The following is a 1,674-nucleotide window of genomic DNA, read 5'->3' on the forward strand; positions in this document are numbered from 1 at the left end:
TGGCCTTCAGCCAGGTATTGGCCGGGAACGGATTGTCCACCCGCATGAACTGGTATTCCACCAGGCCGCTGGCTGGCACCTTGAAAGCTGGCAGATCCACGACGACGTCCGGCTTGCCGAGGTTTTCCGGCCATTCAGCAGCCACCCGCCCGGCGTTGGCCAGCAGGGGATCAGCCCCGTCGCCGCGCGGAGCCCCAGCCTCGATCCAGTGGACCAAGGTCTTGGTCTCAGCGGGCGTCAGGCCCTGGTCGTTCTTGAACGCCCCGATGTGCGGGTCGGCGAAATAGGGCGGCATGCGGCGGGTGCGGATGGTCTCGCGGATCATCGGCGAGAAGCCCTTGACCACCTCATAGCTGTCCATGGCGAAGGGGCCGATACCGCCGGTCAGGTGGCAGGACACGCACTTTTCCTGCAGAATCGGAGCGATTTCCCGGACGTAGGAGATTCTGGCGAAGGCGGCTGCGCGGGCCTGTTCGGGGAAGCTCACGGCGCGGCCCTCGGTGACCTCGATCTGCGACCGAGCCACAGGCTGGCCCGCCAGCACGGCGTCCAGCGCCGCCACCGAATTCGACACGGGTCCGCGGTAGGCCACGGCCCAGGTTTTTGGGTTGATTACAAAAACCTCCCCTTCCCGCTTCACGCCCAGCTGCTCGCCCACAAGCTGTTGCTCGTCCATCAGGATCGGCAGTGTGAGGCCCTCTTTGGCCGCCGCCAAAGCCGCCGCGTCGCGCGTGTCGGCGAGGTTGGAGTCCAGCAGGAAAAACAACACGCCGCGGGCCTGATAGCCGGCGGCGATCTTCTGCAGCTCGGCGGAGCGGGCCATGGAGACCCCAGAGCCGTTCTGCCGGGTCATCAACACGATCGCCGGCGCATAGCCATAGTAGTAAAGCTGGTGTGCTAAACGTGTGTGATCGGTGAGTTGAAAGTCGTGCACCTGTTGTGTCGGGACATCGGCCGCCTGCAGGGGCGCGCCAGCGCCGAAGCAGAACGCCAGCACCCCTGCCGCCGTCACGACGGCCACGGCAAACATCGGCTTCATGCGCCTTCTCCCCAGCTAACGGGGGTATGATAGCAGCGCATCTGTTCTCCAATGTTGCAGACTTGCCGTCCGGTGGGTCAAGCTCGGCAATCGGACGCCAAACAGTACTGTCGGGGAATGCCATGACCAGAATCACACGCCGCGCCTTCAGCGCGTTGGCCTTCGCCGGCGTTGCCGCCGAGGCCCGGGCCAAGGCGCCGGCCGTCAAGTCAGCCTGGCCGGACGCTATCGAGACAGCGGCGATGATCCGAACCGGCCAGATGTCGGCGCTGGAGGCCGCCAAGGGCGCCGTGGACGGGGCGCTCAAACTGCAGCCGAGGCTGAATTTCCTGGTGGCGTCGGATTTCGACCGGGCGCTGGAGCGGGGTCAGGTCGCGGCCATGACCGGTCCCTTTGCCGGCGTCCCGTTCCTGATAAAGGACTTAAATGATTACAAGGGCTTGCCGACCCGCTCAGGTTCACGGGCCATGCTCGCGATGCCGCCGGCCACGCGCCAGCCGCTGTTGAGCGACGCTTACGACCGCGCCGGGGTGAATGTGATCGGCAAGTCCTCGACCCCGGAGCACGGCTTCCTGCCCACCACCGAACCCACCGGATTTGGCCCCACCCGCAACCCCTGGGACCTCGCGCGGTCC

The 1,674-nt window shown here is 65.9% G+C and carries 2 protein-coding genes; one reads left to right on the forward strand and one right to left on the reverse strand.

Annotation, left to right across the window (positions count from 1 at the left end):
* A partial coding sequence (locus RMO97_RS01215; RefSeq protein WP_409035270.1) for a redoxin domain-containing protein occupies positions 1-1,039 on the reverse strand: 1,039 nt, incomplete at its 3' end.
* Positions 1,040-1,161: 122 nt separating this feature from the next.
* Between RMO97_RS01215 and RMO97_RS01220 the strand changes: the two genes are divergently transcribed.
* A partial coding sequence (locus RMO97_RS01220) for an amidase family protein (protein ID WP_310538738.1) occupies positions 1,162-1,674 on the forward strand: 513 nt, incomplete at its 3' end.

Origin of the sequence: Phenylobacterium sp., from assembly GCF_031425575.1 — a bacterium.
In the GTDB taxonomy this organism is placed as follows: Bacteria; Pseudomonadota; Alphaproteobacteria; order Caulobacterales; family Caulobacteraceae; genus Phenylobacterium.